Origin of the sequence: Flavobacterium sp. W22_SRS_FK3, from assembly GCF_052113665.1 — a bacterium.
Lineage (GTDB): Bacteria > Bacteroidota > Bacteroidia > Flavobacteriales > Flavobacteriaceae > Flavobacterium.
The window spans coordinates 1-15,874 of sequence record NZ_JBGQOF010000025.1; the positions used below are offsets into that span (position 1 = coordinate 1).

Sequence of the window (15,874 nt, forward strand, 5' to 3'; positions counted from 1 at the left end):
CCTACACCCTTACCAATATGGATACGGGAGTTGTTGTGGCTCAGGATGCCAGTAAGGGAACTATAGAAGGCCTGTCTCTTCCAGAGGGTAGTTATGAGCTTGTAGCCTCTCTTGGTGCATGTATCTCTGAAGCCTCTGAGTTCGATATCGTGGTGCCAGTTGTACCGGCAGAAGAACCTATTACTACTACTGTAGCTGCGGGTTGTGATGGCACAGGAGGTTCGTTTACGATTACCAACTTTAAAGATACTTTGATCTATAAATTAGATGGAGTAGAGATTGCTGACGCATCGGGATCTATCCCTGCTTCAGTAGGCATTCATGCCCTTGAGGTGTTTAATGTTTCGGGATGTAGCAGCAGTGCTACGGTTACTATCGTTCAGGATGTAGCCCCTGTATCTCCTGTTGTGGCTGTTAACCAGCCTGTATGTGGAGAGACAACCGGCACTGTAGCTATCAATGGAGCTGATGCGTCTAATTTCACCTACACCCTTACCAATATGGATACGGGAGTTGTTGTGGCTCAGGATGCCAGTAAGGGAAGCATAGGAAGTATAGGAACTATAGAAGGTTTGTCTCTTCCAGCGGGTCATTATGAGCTTGTAGCCTCTCTTGGCGCATGTAGCTCGGAAGCCTTTGAGTTCGAGATAGTGGTATATCCAACTCCACCACAATTTTCTTCTAATATTCCATCACAAATAACAACATCCTGTGATAAAATTCCTGAAGTAATTCAGCCTGATCTTGAAATTGAACAAGAAGATGTTATATTTACATTTGAGGAGAGAGAAATCAGTAATAATGATTGTTCTCAAATACTTGAACGTATTTGGACGGTTAGTGATCGTTGTGGCAACACAGACTCTTTTACTCAAATTGTTAATGTATATTGTAAGCTAGAAATATTCAATGGCCTATCCGTAAATGGAGATAATTTTAATGAAAAATTCATTTTAAAAGGCATAGAATGTTATCCTGGTAACAATGTTAAAATTTTTAATAGATGGGGCATTTTAGTTTTTGAGATAGATGATTATGACAATGTAGATAAGAGTTTTAAAGGTATTTCGGAAGGAAGATTAACTATTAAACAAAATGAGAAGTTGCCATCGGGAACGTACTTTTATATTATTAAATATCCATTAATAATTGATTCAATATCTAATAAAAAAGAAATAATAGAACAATCTGGGTATATTTATTTAAAAGACTGATTCATAAATTAAGACTATTAAAATTCTGATTAAAATAGCGAGGATGTTTCCTCGCTATTTTTTTATAGTCCAAAAAGAAAAAAGAAAGCAATAATGGCACGTAAAAAATTGCGAACCATCGGTAATCGTGTTGTTCGAGAGCTGGAACGCAAGCTGCCTGAAGAAATTTTGAAACAATACGAAACGGAATTTAGTAATTACAAAAAAGTGCTCACACAGCAAAGAAATAGCAAGGATAAAATTTATAGTTTACACTAGCCTCAAACAGCTTGTATTGCAATAGGTAAAGCCCATAAAGCTTAAGAGTTTGGAACAAAAGTAGCCGTAACAAGAGGTCGAAATACAGGTATAATTACCTCAATCAAACGCTTTTCGGGCAACTCTCACGATAGTAAAACACTTGAAGAGTCATTAGCACAAAGCTAGCGAGTGAGAGAACTAATTGACGGAACCAGACCAACAATAGCAAGTACGGACAGGGGATTTAGAGGCCTTACACAAGTTAACAACACTCTAATAGAAATACCCAAAAACACAAAAGAAAAATCAAGATACAAACAAGAAGTTGCCGGAAAAAGACTTAGAGCAAGAGCAGCAATAGAACCAACGATAGCATATTTAAAGAGAAACCACGCTTTACGATTAAATTTTCTTAAAGGCGTGGCTGGAGATATTCATAATGCACTTTTATCAGGCATTGGGTATAATATAAAAATGAGATTTAATCAAATCAAAGCACAAATTGTTTTTTGGCTCAATTTTTTAATTCTATTTTTTGCAAATGTATTTTTTAAAATAAATCTAAAAACTGAAAAAGCGGGTTTTAAGGAGTAACTAAATAGATAGAACTAAAAATGAATAACTCAATTGATTTATTTTTACTTTATCCTTATTTTAGGAATAATCAAACCAATATTTGTTTCCTTACTATGTCCTATACATGATTTATAATCGATTTATATATTAAATAATAGACACGGACAAGTATACATAAGGTTACAGTATATAAATTTGTAGGGCACCATTTGATCAAAAATGATTTTTAATTCAAAAACAAGTAGAATTCTAAACTATTTGAAGAATGTTTTCTTGTATCCATAAATGACGAACGGGATCAAAAGCCAAATTGTTTATTATTTAATTTTTGTAAAGAGCGATTATAAGTGATTGTCTATTAATTTTTTGAAAAAAATAGTCCACCTTATGTCTTGATTATTTGATTTTTTGTACTCTTTTTGTCTACTAGCGCTCAAGAAAATTCTTCCGCCATCAATCTACCTTTGTTCCCTTAAGAATTCTATCCTTATCTAATCCAATAAGGTCTTTTTTAATTTAACATATGGTGAACTCTACTTTTTTAATTACAAAAAATCTCGGATTAATGAAGCTGGGATTGTGTTTAATAATGATAATTACAATTAGAATCGATTCTGCTTATTCTAGCAAAATTCTTCAAATCAATTTATATGATACAATTAAGGAAATTGATGAGATGAATGCTGATTCCTATTTCTTAGTAGAAAGGAACCCATTTAAGTCCGTAGAATTAGCGATCAAAGCCTTGGAAATTTCGAGAAAATTTAATTATAAAATTGGGGAAGCAATGGCGTATAAGAATTTAGGATATTCAGATTATAAGAAAAAAGATTACGTACAAGCTATAACCTATTATCTTTTATCTATTAGAAGTTTTCATTATTTGAAAGATGATAAACAAGTCGCTTCACTTAAGGTAAAATTGGGAAATTGTTTTGTTAAAATCAAAGAATTTAAAAATGCCAAAAAATATTATAATGAAGCATTTGATTTTTTTTTAAAAAATAATTTAACAACTGGTTTAATAGATGTGAATTTAAAGCAAGCAGAACTTTTCATAGAAGAAAATAAATTGGAGGAAGCTTCGAATAAAATTAATTCAGCTTTAAAGTTGGGCAATGAACTGAAACAGGAAAAAAAAGCAGATGAAATTAACAAGGTTTTTTCTAAATTTTATCTAAAGAAGAATAAAAAGGAAAAAGCTTTAGATTTTATCGATCAATCTATTTCTATAGCTAGTGAAAACAATTTAATAGCTCATACCATTAATAGCTTATTGATTAAAGCCGAAATTTTAATGGAGAGTAAAGATTTTATCAAATCAGAAGAGACTCTTCGGAATGCTCTCAATTTAGCTAAAAAAAATGAATTTAAATTTGATATTGTTGAAATTTATAATTTATTATGGAAATTGAAAATACTTTTAAATAAACCTTCATTGGCACTGACATTTTATAATAGGTATAAAGAATTTATTGATTCTAATTTTGAGAATATGAAATATAGCAACAGTAATTCTTTTGAAGGTTTACAAAGTGAAGAACCCAGAATTACATTATTTAACAATTTAAGTTTATTGTTGAATATTCTTCTTCTGATATTTCTCTTATTAACTACTTTTTTGTTTAAGGGTAAGGCTAATCGTGTTAGCGAGAGTTCAGTTGTTAATAAAGATGTTATAGATTACAAAGTTTCTCTTCCTGAAAATGATTTAACGCCCAAAAATTCACATAATAAAAATTTGTTGAAACAAATTGAATCTAAAGAACAAGAAGTAGCATCATATCAATTTACGATATCTCAAAAAGATAGACTCATTGCTACGCTTGAAGAGAAATATATGGAAAAAGAGAAGAAACTTATTAAGGAGCTGGAATTTAAAAATAAACAATTAACATCATTTAAATTTTGTTACGATAATAAAAATGAAATAATAGAACAGATCCTTAATAAATTGGAAAAAGTTAAAAAAGTACCTAGTTCTGAAAAAAACGAAATATTATCTCAGCTAAATAAATCTATAAAAAAAAATCTTGCTGCGGATAAAAACTGGGAATATTTTCGTGAGTTTTTTCAAGAATCTCAAGTTGGCTTTCATTCAAAGCTTATGTCAAAACATAAAGACCTAAGACCAAATGATTTGAAGATTTGTTCTTTAATTCGCTTAAACCTTACTATTAAAGAAATGGCTGATATTCTTGCCATTTCTCCAGGTAGTTTGAAAACCGCAAGATATAGGCTACGAAAGAAAATGAATTTGGATAGTGAACAAAATATATTAGATTACTTAATTAGTATCGAATCTTGATTCATTAATTAATCGTTAAAGTCCAAATGAAAGTTTAATACCAATGTGATGATAGTAGATTTTTTTTAAGCTAACAGGCCCTCAGGACAAAGATTTTTTATTTAATATCAACAAGACTAATAATATTAAGCGTCATGATTTTGGACTAGATTGCAATTCATGCAATCACAATGGAGGAGAGGCTTAGGAAAAGATATTAAATTTATTACTAATCTGCAGTTTAGCATGTTGGTTTTTTGAAGGTGTAAGTTAATGTAAATTATTACAAAATAATGGAAACTATTTTTCAAGGAAAGTTTTCGTCTTGTGTTTTTAATCCAATTTGAATATTTAAAATGAAAGAAAAAATAGTAACCAAAGCAAGTAATCTGTTTTTAAGACTTGGTTTTAAAAGTGTTACTATGGATGATATTGCCGGTGAAATGTGTATTTCTAAAAAAACCATCTACAAATATTTTTGCAATAAGGAGGTCTTAATTGAAGAAAGCACTACAATGGCCCATAAACAACTTCATGAAGTTATTGATACCATTGTAGCCAAAAATTACAATGCGATTCATGAAAATTTTGAAATCAGGGAGATGTTTCGTGACATGTTCAAAAATAATACTGACACTTCTCCTATTTGTCAACTCAAAAAACATTATCCAGAGATTTACCAGAATGCGCTATCACATGAGATTGATCAATGTTGCCTCTATTTTAGAGAAAATATAGTAAAAGGAATTAATCAGGAATTATATCGAAAAGATTTAAATATTGATATCTATGTGAAATTTTATTATACCCTGATATTTCACATTCATGAAACTACTGTTTCTGAAAAAGGAGCTCAACAAGTAGAGTTGGAAGCACTCGAATATCATATAAGAGCTATGGCAACAGCAAAAGGAATACTGGAATTAGAAAAACAACTTAAAAAAATTAGTGCTTAATCATCCAATCTATAATTTATGAAAACAATAACTCTTGCCCCTAGTGCACTTGATAAGACAGGATAAAGTTGCGCAAACCTATTAAAAAAAAACAGTAAATTCTAGTTCCTAGCAACAATTTAAACGCGCAACCCTATATCAGTTAAATACAGGTTATATACTACAAAATATTAAAAGCAGTACCAGTATAGGCAAAAACAAGTATTGGTTTATATTGATAAAAATAAGACAATTCAAATGAAAGATTTGGAAGAAGATTTTTATCCAATTACTCAAGAAACACACTTAACTAGAATAGGAACTTATTAGGATAAATAAACAGCAATAATAGTTTTTTTGTCATTAATGGAGTTTGTAATCCATAATAAATGTTTAAAATACATTGTAAGGGGATAGGATTTTATCTTTTAACAATAAACTCACTTCTTCTATTTTCTTCATGTTTAGCATCAGTACATTTAATACCATTGGTACAATCATTAACCAATTGAGTTTCTCCATAACCCTTCGCGCTTAAGTTTTCTTTTAGGATGCCTCTTTTAACTAAATATTTTAAGGTTGATTTTGCACGCCTATTGGATAGTGCGATGTTGTAGGAATCACTTGCTTGACTATCCGTATGGGAGCGGATGTCAACTTTAAGACTAGGATTTTTTTTCAGAAATACTACCAGTTTCTCTAATTCTACCTGCGCATCACGTCTAATAAAAGATTTATCTAAATCAAAATGTATGATAATATTTAGCGTCTTGGCTAGATCATCACCTTCCTTGATTTTTTTTATTATTTGCTCTAATTCAAAATTATGCTCTCGTAGTCGTACTTCTCTTTTTGAATAAGCATTATCGCTACTGTATGTTATTTTTCTAGCTTCTAAAAAATAAGCTTCACTATATTGCACCTCTGCTTCATAATACCCTAAGCTGTCGGTCTGCAATACAAATAATTCTTCATTGTTTGAATCGAGTACTTTAACAGTGGCATTAGGTATTGGTTCCTTGGTACTCCGATCTGATACAACTCCAAAAACTTTACTCTTTAAAAGCTCTTTAATATCTTTTGTTTCAATAAAACTGTAAATATCATCGTACCCATACCCCCCCAATCGATTAGAACTGATATATCCTTTATTCTTATCAATTATAAAGGCAATATCATCATAGGAAGAGTTGATCGGTTTTCCAACGTTTAATAAATTGGTATAAGTTTTATTTTCATCTATTTTAGCATAAAAGACATCATATCCACCGAGTCCGTAGTGTCCATCAGAAGAGAAATAAAGCTCATTGTCAGAGGTAATAAAGGGAAAGGATTCTCGTCCTTTCGTATTAATTTCTTCGCCTAGATTATGTACCTCTCCAAGGGAGCCATCAGGTGCTATAGTAACATTATATAAATCTGTTAAGCCTATAGATTCAGGTCTGTCTGATGCAAAATATAAAATAGTATCATCATTATTCAAGGCCGGATGGGCGGTAGAAAAGTTATCGCTATTGATTGATAGATCTTCTACATCTTTCCATTTACCATTCACAAGATGTGCCCTATATATTTTTAGATGGACATGTTGGTTTTTGGTTCGCTTGGTCTTTGGAGTTATATTACTTCGGGTAAAATACATTGTTTTACCATCTTTAGTAAACACAGCAGTAGACTCATGTAGATTGGTATTAACATCTCCCTTTAACTTGACAGGGTCTATAAGTGTCCCGTCCTCATTTTTAGTAGCTTCATAAAGATCTAAAAAAGACAAGCCATCCCATTCGCTTTTTCGTTTATATACTGTTGTAGTGTCTTTTGTGGAAGCAAATACAATTTTATCGTCATAAAAAGCACTGCCAAAATCTATCCCTGGAGTGTTAATAGCTAAGGATTGTATTGTAAAACGACCAGAATTTTGCTCTATAATAGCTAAATAATCGTCTGCACTTTTGAACCTCGTATTTATTAGACCAGATTTATTAGCATATTTATCAAACCATTGTTGTGATTCTTTGTCCCTGCCTATTGCTTTAAGTGATTGAGAATATCGTAAATAGTAGATACTCTCGCTTAAAGATCCAACAAATGAGAATAATTGGCCATACCAAATTGTTGCCTCCTGATAATTGGCATTAAAATAATAACTATTGCCTAGTTTTTTAAAAAGTTCTTCTGATTTAAAACCCGATTTAGCAACATCCAAATAAATTTCTGTTGCATCGATATAAGCCAATTGCTCATATTTTTGATTAGCCTTGTCTAACTTTCGTTCTTGAGCAAAACCACTGAAGGTTAATAGGCGGGTAATTATGAATAGTAGAAAAAGTGTTTTCATAATGTTATATCATAAGTAAGTTAAAAGAATCTTTGATTAGCTTTTTTTCTTGAGTTAGTTTTTAATTTCAAAGTCCAGGAATATCTCTTGTACCTCAGAATTATAATTTTATGGTTTCGTATTATCGTAATCTAAAGCAATATTAAAATCATTAATCTTGAGTTATCTGAAAGTAGCAAACCCAATTTATGTAGCATCCAATGCGTATCCTATAGTTTAAAGTTAGTTTGTCAAATTGCATCACATTCATTGAGAAGGCTTGTTGTGTAAAGCTTAGTCAGGATGCTAAAATGAACATAATCGATGTTTTTTTTCTTGTGCTCTACTAGTTTTTATTTTACTGGTTTTTAAATGCAATGGTATAAAATACATAATAAATTAATCGTTATTGAAGGTTACAAAAAGTAGCAATACTGTATCAATAGGTAACAGCATGATAAATAATAGACGGAACTTACTTGGTTTTGGATCCTCTAAATGAAGTTTTTGTTTCTTTTTAGAAAAATATTATGGGCATTGGCTGTAGTAGTTTTATAGTGCTTGTCGAAGCCTAAATAGATGTCTGATTTATCTCCAGGTTTCTAATCATCGCTTTTGTGCTTTCCTTAAAGAGTTATAAAAACCTTAACCAGTTTGATGATTCAAAAATCGTTTCGCAAGTTCGATAAAGATTGTAGCTCATTGGATAATAAATCTTCCTTTTTTATGAAATTTAATAGAGATCGACATTTAGTTCACATCTTTAAGTCACTTGATGAAATTTTTCATGTAGATGAATTTTGTAGGAAATGGAGATTATAAACAAGAAGGAGTCAGATAATAAAAAGAAAGGGGATATGCAAATAAAAACGGCACATTAAGTTAAGCTGCATTTTTGTAATTAATTTGATTGTTAAATGCTTGAATGTTATTATAATTTAAAGAACAATATCTTCTTTTTCGATTGCACCAAATCTCGACATATATTCAATATTTCGGTTTTTAATCGCCATTTTCCAATCTCCAAGGTACTCATTACAATACTCAAATTTGTTGAAATAAGTTCCTTTTGCGTGGTCGTTTTTAGTCGCTTTTATTTATTTCGTCGATGCGTTGATATTTGATAATATTACTAAATTTTGAATCCTTATAATTTGAAATTAAGACCTACAAGAAGTAGGGTAATTTTATCAAAAAGTTACATCAAAAAAAACAATAGTTTTTTGAATTTTGCGCACTAGGATTCAATTTTAGTTGTTAGCGCCTGTTTTTATTGGGCAAAAAGCAAAATGTATCCCTAATGTCCCCCTATCTATAATAGGTGTCCTCCTTATGTATCCTCCCTTTTTTTTATCAAAATTGAAGCTGCTTGTAATTTTGAAAAACAAATTTTAAGTGTGCCTTTTTAAAACGCAATGCATTCTGGATTCAATAGAAATGAAACAATTTGCATTACAAATATTATATTATAGCGCACTTAAATAATGTTGTTTTGAAAATAGTTTTCAGAATTTATTAATCCTTTAAATAAAATATTATGAAGATGAAAATTACATTGTTGACAATGAATTGTCTATTTATGAAAGTGTTTAAAAGTATGTTTTTGGCTAAAAAGAAATTTGAGGCCATCTGTTTATTTTTAATGATGTTATGGTCTCCGTTTCTCATTGGGCAAATGCAATTAGAAACAAAAATTGATAATCAAAATAACCAGCAAGCTTTATATACTAAAATAAAGAATGTAATGCTTAATAGGATAGAGCAAAGATCGGAAAATGAATTTAGAAAAATCAAATGGCTGCTATTACAAGAAGTGAATTTTATAAATGATTTAGTTTTCCAGCATGATTTATATGCGGATAATGGGAGGTCAATAAAATTCAACAGTAATAAAGATTCGTTTGTGAATTTTCAGGAGAAACAAAATAATACTAGTAAAGCTGGCTTTTTTTTATTCATTTTGGCATTTATAATTATTTGTTGTTTTTATTATTGTAATAAGTTTTATAAATTATATATAATAAAAGTAGAAAAAGAAAAAGAAATGAAATCCAGGTTGCAGGATTTGGAAAACCAATTAGGTTATAAAGACAAGCAAATAAGTTCTTATTTTTTTAATTTTCAACAAAAAAATAGTTGTATTAATCAACTTTTAACTCTTTTAAATGATATAGAAAAAGCTTTGCCTTCAGAGAAGAAAGATATTGTAAAAGAACTAAAAACGAGTGCGAAGAAAAGTATTGCAGTTGAAAAGAAATGGGAAGAATTTCATTCTTATTTCGAAGAAGCTCAGTTTGGTATTCATTCCGAATTAATGTCAAGACACCCTAATTTAAGGTCTAATGATCTCAAGATATGTTCTTTACTTAGATTGAATTTGACAATTAAAGAATCAGCGGATATTTTAGGGATTTCTACAGGGAGCTTGAAGACTTCCAGGTACCGACTTCGTAAAAAATTAGGCATTGTAGACAAAGAGAATTTAATTAGCTATTTGATTAGTTTAGAAAAAAAACAATCTGCCGCCTAAAAGTGTGTAAGCTTTAAAAAGACACTATCCTAAAAAGTGTGTAAGTTTAAAAATAACGGGGTTTGACTTTTTAATTAAAGTTGAACCCTTTTTTCAAATATAGTTAAGAACTGATTAAAGTATTATACCTCAATTATGGATAAACATTGTCTGTTTTTTTTGAGAGCTATTAGGTTTGTTTTTTGAAAACGTATGATTATTGTAAATTAAAAGAGGCTGACCTATTTTCGGTAAGCCTCTTTACAGTAGAATTAATTTTAGTAAGATTCATCAAGAAAAGCTTCTACCGGATTAAAACTATTGTTTTTTACAGATTTATGTTTGGGTTAACCTTTGATTTTGTTATACTTATAAAAGATTGATCTTTGGTGATTTGTATATAGTGCACTTGTGATTTTTGGAGTAGATATAAAGGTACGGGCATAATTTTGTCTTATCAAAAATCTCTGCATAGGTGGTATTGTTTGCAGGAAGGTTAGGATTTACCGTAAAAAATCTAAACTCGGTTATCGGCTTTTTTTAACTTTTGAATCATACGGGTAATGCTCCTACGAAAAAAACTTCAGGGCTACTTCTTGGTGCAATATTTACATATTGCTGATATTTAGGCTTTTGTTTAGAAAATCCATTCTTCTTTTTGACACGGGTATTAATTTATTGTTTTCCATCTCACAATAATAGCCATCAGATTTGTTGATCTGTAAAAGTTTATTAAGATTGATAATGTATTTATGGTGTATCCTGCAAAAGACTTGTGGATCTAGTAATTTTTGAAATTCTCCCAAATTACGAGTAGCTAATTTTAAAGTCCCTGTTGCCAAATGTACTATAGTATACTTGCCATCAGCTTGTAGAAATACGATGTCTTTTATTTTTATGAATTCAATTTTTTTCATCGACGATATGGTAATAAAGTCGTTGAATCTGTTTTTATTTTCAATTTCATTTGATATACCATTTTTAAAGCTAGCCAGGGATTGTATTGCTTTTAAAATTGCAATCAAAAGGATACTGCCATCTACAGGAAATACTAAATACTCAATGATATTATATTTATAAAATTTTATTGCATTCTCTTGGTTGGAACTAATTATAATTACCTTAGTATTGTCGGAATTATTCTTTTGCAAAAAGGATAATGATTCTTGAATTTTTTCATCAATATTTAGGATAATTATATCATGTTTTTTTGTTGTGTATTTCAGGTCTACTAAAGCTAATGTATCACAATATTCTACATGGAACACCTCTTGTGGGATCTTTTCAAACAAACTGTAGTTTTTATTTTGTTTGTGGTTTTTATCTGCTATTAAAATCGATAAATTCATATTCTTTAAGTTTATACTTTTTTTATTTGCTATTTGTAAGGGGTATTAGCTTTTGGATGTTATAAATAAGCCGTTGATTATGTAGCCATATAGAAAAGATATTTAATACTACGAAATTCAAAACGTGTTTCATTGCAAATTAAATTATAGTGTCGGAACTTATTATGCATCTAAGAGTAATGCTAAATTTTCTTTGATTTTAAAAGAATCTTGGACTAACAATTTTTTTGGCTTTATTAGCCAATTCAATGCGTAAGAATATTTCATGAGATCCCGAATTGTATTTAGAAAGAGCAGTAGTTTCATAATCGTACCCATATCCAATCATTAGATTGTCAGTGACTTGAAAAGCAGCTAATAAGCTTCCGGCGGCATCAAGCCTGTGCGCTAATCCTAATGTTAGTTTGTTGAAAAATCCGACATTTATTGACAAATCAAAAGAAATGGGAGAGCCAGGTACTATTTTTGTTAAAAGAGCTGGTTTTAATTTTATGGTATTGTTTACATCAAAAACATATCCTGCTATTCCATAAAAGTGGGCTCTTTCCGTGACTGTTGATGAAGCTATGCCTTCTTGGTAGTGTGTGGTGCTAATGAAATTAGGTGTAGAAATACCTAAATACCATTTGTTACTGTTATGTAGATATAATCCGACACCTATTAACGGGGATAATCTATTTTTAATATTTATTGAGTAAGAGGGGTCGTTTGGATTGAATATATTTAGTTTTGAGTAGTCTATACTTAGTAAATTTATTCCTGCTTTGATTCCAAAGGATAGTCTGGATTTGGTACTTACATTTATAGTATATGATAAATCGAAGGCTATGTTGCTTTCTGAGGAAGGCCCTATTTTATCACTTATAATATCTAAACCAATTCCTACTGCTGTTATGCCTAAAGGAGAGTTTATTGAAAAATTTAATGTTTCCGGAGCTCCTTCTAAACCGACCCACTGGTTTCTGTATAATCCATAAAAACTTAATATTCCCCGATTTCCTGCGTAGGCAGCGTTAACGGTTTGCGTGTTGTACATATACTGCGTATATTGAGACTCTTGTTGTGCAAAGGCTATAAAGGATGGAAAACCTAATAATATTGCTAATAATTTGTTTTTAAACATTCGTTTTCGAGATTGAGTGTTAATTTTTTTCATTGGCGTTATTTCTTAGTAGTTAGTTGTACAATAGTAGTAAATAAGCTATGTTCAACTGAATTTTAACCGATTACAAAAAGAGGCAAGTCGGCAACAATAAGTCACATAGTAAATATACGAGCAACCTGTATTGTCTTTTTTTTTAAATGTTACTTGTGTCCTCTGATTTTTAATAATCAGTCCCATTTTTTATTATATGGGCAGTATTGTGTGTTAAGCAAAGTATTATAAATAGCTGTTTGGTTTCTTTTACAAATCCTTTTAATAAAATAAATCCAGCTATAATTTAATTTCTGTACATCTAAGCCTTTCAGATCTGTTGACTATTATTTCTCAAAATCATTAATACCGGTTTTTTGAAGAACATATGAGTGATAGTATGCGTAGAGTTACCCATAAATAGGCCGTATATGGGCTTTAAAAATATACAATATTGAAAAAAAAAGTGACCAGGTGATAAATTTCAAGGAGTTGCCATTGTAATCATGCAATTTAATCTTAGACTAAAATAATGTCCAGGTATGCTACAAGTGGTATTTCCGGGTTGATGTAATGAGTTTTTGTTTTAGAGTATACTGTTTGCAATTTTAAATCCTTAGAAGAGGGTAAATACAAAGCCAATTGTCATAACTATCTCTACTAAAAATCATGAAACTTTACTTTTGTGCTTTTAGGCGCTTTGATTCTCGCAATGATGGAGAACTTTAATTTTTTTTAAATGTAATCTTGAGGCTGCACGGTTTTAAATTATTGGAAGTGTAGGGGGGTGTTGCTTGAAAACTGCACTGAATTATTATTTGTTTGAATGTAATTATTCATTTGTTTCTTTAATCCATACAGTTATGCTTTGAATTACGGCACTTGCTTAAACAGGGCTTATCTATTAGTATGTTTAAGTTAGTTTTGATAAAAAAATATTTCTTAAGAATTGGGATAAGTTAATATGATGAATTTTGAAATTATTATTTACAATCTTAAAGTAGTTCTTCATTAAAACATTACCACTTTTTATTGCATAGTGGCTAAGTTTTTTATTAAGACAGATCTGTGGTAATTTAATTTTTTTTGCGTAACATAAAGTTAGTTAATAGGGTAGTTTTTCTAACAGTAGTCAAATCAAAAATTAATTGATTGAATATTGAGACATCTATATGGAAATGATGTTCTGTCGTATAAAGTGTTTTTTTAAATTTTAAAAAAAATGAAAACGGTTATAGATAATAGGGTACTGGTTTTTCAAGTACTAACAAGGACAAAATGCCAGTCTTTTTGTAATCTTGATGATCTGAATTTGGTAATAGCAGGATTGATAAAATCTGATGAGACTTATACGATTTATCATTTTTTCCATGGTAAACAACAAAGGATAAAAAAAAAGGAGTTAAGTGCGTTGTTTAACAGTGCGGGAATTAAGCAAACATTTTCTTATTAGATAGAAAGTTTGAGCTAACCTAAAGAGATATGGGAGATATGGCATAGGATGATGCTATCAAATTTAAAAAAACAGCTATCAAACCAGATTTGAGAGTAATAAAATGATTAGTTAAAAGATAAATTGAAATTTTAAATTAGGCGTAAGCGATTCTTTGGCGTTTTGCTTACCATTTTACAGCAATAGTTATGCTTGCGTAATCTTAATAGGTAAATTTTAGGATAATTTGTAATTATATATTTATCACGTAGAGTAAGTTAGTTTTTAGACATGTAAATAATACAATATTATGATTTTTAAAGCTTTATCTATAAAAAAACCATGTAAGATGGTTAGCAAAGGAAATATAGAAAAAAATAGTAATTTTTTTAAGAAATTTACTATTTTTTTTTATGATTTTGTTGAAAAACATATAGTAACATCCTGTGATTTGGAATCAGAAGTGTTAGAGAATGGTGATTTAGAACCATATGGTAATATAGATTTATCCAATGTGGATAGGAAAAAACACTTAAAAAAGTGAAGAAGTAAATATTATCGAATCATTTATACTTGCAAAGGGGTATGGAATGTATTGGAGATCGGAATTCGTGTAACTTACATTTCAAGAGCTATCACAGAATATAAAAAAGCGGACTTCGAAGATTATTTAAGCGTTTATATAATAAATAATTGTCTTTCAATACTTAAGGATAGACCATATTATATGTGTAAGCTTGGAGCTGTCGCCAAACAATGTGGTTTTAATCTCTTTCTCTTTAGGTTTAATTCCTCGAAGCTCAGCTTCGAATTAAAAAGGAAATTTTCAACTTATATCTCGGTGGCTTTGCCCCGGGGTACTTTATTGGTCTCAGATCGGGGTTTAAAACCCTGAAATTCATTGCAGTATTTTAGTAGTGCGAAAAAATGTAATCTTCTACTTTTAATATTGTTTAATAGATTTTCAAAATAGAGAGGCTTTCAGTTTCGTCAAACAAAAACCTCTGCATTTTGAGTCCAGAGTGGTTTAGTAATGTAAGTTCATTTAAAAAGGTTTAAAAAAACTAACGCATTTCTTTAGTCGATTACTACATAAGAAAATATAAATAAGGAAATTTAAAATAGTAAAATACTGATTGCTGGTAGCGGTTTTTCCTGAAATCAGGATTGAATTATTGGTATTGTTTGTTGCAAAATTCAATGATTATACACAGTCTCTTAAGTTTCTTTCTTATGTAATTAAGTTTTTTCAGGCTAATCGGGTCTTTGATCCAAGGAATTCGCCTGAGCTTTATGGAGAGAATATAGAGAAATTAATTGTAGAGCTTGTTACGCTGCCTCTTGAAGAACAAAATCAAGTATGGCATTCTTAAATACCTCTTATTAACCCTCTGTTTTATATAAAGTTCGCTTGTTATCATTTACACATGATATAAATGTAATTCATAAGATCAAAATGTAAAGGATTTGCAAATAGTTATAACTAATAGATTGGGTATATGATATACAATTTTTTTTCAAATAGAATTAGTTCATCCCTGTTTTTCTGGTGATACTACTTATCTTATTATTATGCCGGATGTTAAAACAGCAAAAAAATTGATTAACCAATTTTTTGTTGTTAAAAACGAGCTAAACAGAGTTCAGGTTATGATTGGAGGTAATCGGGATGATACGATTTTTGAAATAGTAGCAAGGAATCATACATTCGTTTTTCATGTGTTTCCGGTAATACTTCTGAAGCTGACATTGTGATGAACAACAATGATTATGTTTTTATGTTCATAGAACATGAAAACACACAGTTTAATATTGGAACTAGGTTTAGTGGAAGGAATACTGGCAGTAATAGAATAAAGGTTCCCTTAAGTCGATTAGCA

The 15,874-nt window shown here is 30.2% G+C and carries 11 protein-coding genes; 8 read left to right on the top strand and 3 right to left on the bottom strand.

Translation table 11 applies throughout. From position 1 onward, the window contains the following. The 5 genes from ACEN2I_RS17620 to ACEN2I_RS17640 all read left to right on the top strand — a co-directional run. Positions 1 to 1,214 (top strand): gliding motility-associated C-terminal domain-containing protein (locus ACEN2I_RS17620; RefSeq protein ID WP_441767417.1); only part of this gene is annotated, 1,214 nt, incomplete at its 5' end. Between the two features lie 93 nt (positions 1,215 to 1,307). Then, positions 1,308 to 1,472 carry a hypothetical protein gene (locus ACEN2I_RS17625; RefSeq protein ID WP_441767418.1) on the top strand — a complete coding sequence of 55 codons (165 nt, stop codon included), beginning with the start codon at positions 1,308 to 1,310 and terminating at the stop codon, positions 1,470 to 1,472. A gap of 171 nt (positions 1,473 to 1,643) precedes the next feature. Continuing rightward, positions 1,644 to 2,048 (top strand): hypothetical protein, encoded by a 405-nt coding sequence (locus ACEN2I_RS17630; protein WP_441767419.1) that lies wholly within the window; start codon positions 1,644 to 1,646, stop codon positions 2,046 to 2,048. Positions 2,049 to 2,619: 571 nt separating this feature from the next. Further along, positions 2,620 to 4,338, top strand: coding sequence for a tetratricopeptide repeat protein (locus ACEN2I_RS17635; RefSeq protein ID WP_441767420.1), 1,719 nt, complete (start codon positions 2,620 to 2,622; stop codon positions 4,336 to 4,338). A gap of 335 nt (positions 4,339 to 4,673) precedes the next feature. Next, complete coding sequence (locus tag ACEN2I_RS17640) at positions 4,674 to 5,273, top strand: TetR/AcrR family transcriptional regulator (RefSeq protein WP_441767421.1); 600 nt, start codon at positions 4,674 to 4,676, stop codon at positions 5,271 to 5,273. A 400-nt stretch (positions 5,274 to 5,673) separates the two neighbouring features. Here ACEN2I_RS17640 and ACEN2I_RS17645 read toward each other — a convergent pair whose 3' ends face one another. Further along, a complete protein-coding gene (locus ACEN2I_RS17645; protein ID WP_441767422.1) occupies positions 5,674 to 7,590 on the bottom strand; it encodes an OmpA family protein in 1,917 nt (638 codons plus the stop codon). 1,582 nt (positions 7,591 to 9,172) lie between these two features. Between ACEN2I_RS17645 and ACEN2I_RS17650 the strand changes: the two genes are divergently transcribed. Next, the gene (locus tag ACEN2I_RS17650) at positions 9,173 to 10,099 is read left to right on the top strand and encodes a helix-turn-helix transcriptional regulator (protein ID WP_441767423.1); all 927 of its coding nucleotides are present in this window, start codon (positions 9,173 to 9,175) and stop codon (positions 10,097 to 10,099) included. A 587-nt stretch (positions 10,100 to 10,686) separates the two neighbouring features. On the opposite strand, the gene ACEN2I_RS17655 is transcribed toward ACEN2I_RS17650, so the two are convergent. Then, entirely contained in the window at positions 10,687 to 11,427 is a 741-nt protein-coding gene (locus tag ACEN2I_RS17655; protein ID WP_441767424.1) for a LytR/AlgR family response regulator transcription factor, read from the bottom strand. A gap of 199 nt (positions 11,428 to 11,626) precedes the next feature. After that, positions 11,627 to 12,583: a PorP/SprF family type IX secretion system membrane protein gene (locus ACEN2I_RS17660; protein ID WP_441767425.1), complete on the bottom strand. Its 957-nt coding sequence runs from the start codon at positions 12,581 to 12,583 to the stop codon at positions 11,627 to 11,629. 1,721 nt (positions 12,584 to 14,304) lie between these two features. Here ACEN2I_RS17660 and ACEN2I_RS17665 point away from each other — a divergent pair. Together ACEN2I_RS17665 and ACEN2I_RS17670 are read left to right on the top strand one after the other, a co-directional pair. After that, the gene (locus ACEN2I_RS17665; RefSeq protein ID WP_441767426.1) at positions 14,305 to 14,538 is read left to right on the top strand and encodes a hypothetical protein; all 234 of its coding nucleotides are present in this window, start codon (positions 14,305 to 14,307) and stop codon (positions 14,536 to 14,538) included. A 592-nt stretch (positions 14,539 to 15,130) separates the two neighbouring features. Continuing rightward, the gene (locus ACEN2I_RS17670) at positions 15,131 to 15,367 is read left to right on the top strand and encodes a Pvc16 family protein (RefSeq protein WP_441767427.1); all 237 of its coding nucleotides are present in this window, start codon (positions 15,131 to 15,133) and stop codon (positions 15,365 to 15,367) included. The last annotated feature ends 507 nt before the right edge of the window (positions 15,368 to 15,874 follow it).

What these genes read in the sequence shown, in the direction of transcription:
- ACEN2I_RS17635 (WP_441767420.1), top strand. Translation starts at nt 2,620, where the DNA reads ATGATAATTACAATTAGAATCGATTCTGCTTATTCTAGCAAAATTCTT.
- ACEN2I_RS17640 (WP_441767421.1), top strand. Translation starts at nt 4,674, where the DNA reads ATGAAAGAAAAAATAGTAACCAAAGCAAGTAATCTGTTTTTAAGACTT.
- ACEN2I_RS17645 (WP_441767422.1), bottom strand. Translation starts at nt 7,590, where the DNA reads ATGAAAACACTTTTTCTACTATTCATAATTACCCGCCTATTAACCTTC.
- ACEN2I_RS17625 (WP_441767418.1), top strand. Translation starts at nt 1,308, where the DNA reads ATGGCACGTAAAAAATTGCGAACCATCGGTAATCGTGTTGTTCGAGAG.
- ACEN2I_RS17655 (WP_441767424.1), bottom strand. Translation starts at nt 11,427, where the DNA reads ATGAATTTATCGATTTTAATAGCAGATAAAAACCACAAACAAAATAAA.
- ACEN2I_RS17660 (WP_441767425.1), bottom strand. Translation starts at nt 12,583, where the DNA reads ATGAAAAAAATTAACACTCAATCTCGAAAACGAATGTTTAAAAACAAA.
- ACEN2I_RS17665 (WP_441767426.1), top strand. Translation starts at nt 14,305, where the DNA reads ATGATTTTTAAAGCTTTATCTATAAAAAAACCATGTAAGATGGTTAGC.